The 597-nt window shown below is 48.6% G+C and carries 1 protein-coding gene; it reads left to right on the top strand.

Translation table 11 applies throughout. The features are described from left to right. A partial coding sequence (locus ACFQ0N_RS38250; RefSeq protein ID WP_483874996.1) for a nuclease/transposase family protein occupies positions 1-597 on the top strand: 597 nt, incomplete at both ends.

Genomic DNA, 597 nt, shown 5'->3' with positions numbered 1-597 from the left:
TCAGCCGGTATCAGGATTGGCGGAAGCATGCCAACACCAAGGGTTTTCCTTCCTTTCGAGCGAATATCTCGATCCTGTTTGACAATCAGAACTGGCGGCTCCGTTTCGATCAAGGACACCTGAAAATCGGCATCCCCACCATCGAAGGCCATCTAACCATCGATAAATATGTGCCTGTGAGCGCCAGCGATTATGCTTTGTTTTGGGTGAGCTACCTTCTGACCGGGGAAATGGATCCAAACAGCAAACACTATAAACCTTCGTACGAAGGAATCTCGAAACCGAAAAAAGGGAATGCGCAGCTTTTTGAGCGAAAGGGAAAGTGGTATTTTGCTTTCACCCTTTCTTTTGAACTTCAGGAATCGCCGAAAACGAACAAAGCGATTGGCGTTGATCGCGGATTACGCCTCATAGCGGTTGCTTCCGATGCCGATACGGGGAGATACCTGACCTTTAACGGCAAACGTATTGGCCATATCCGCAGGCGGTATGCCCGTTTGCGAAGGGAAATCCAGCAAGCGAAAAATATGAAAGCGCTCAAACGACTCGAACATAAAGAACGGCGCATGATGCAATATTGGAACCATGTCATGGCCA

The sequence above is a fragment of the Paenibacillus sp. GCM10027626 genome, from assembly GCF_042676285.1.
Taxonomy (GTDB): domain Bacteria; phylum Bacillota; class Bacilli; order Paenibacillales; family Paenibacillaceae; genus Paenibacillus_Z.
Note: the sequence above shows the minus strand (reverse complement) of the source record. Positions and strands in the feature narration are given on the sequence as shown.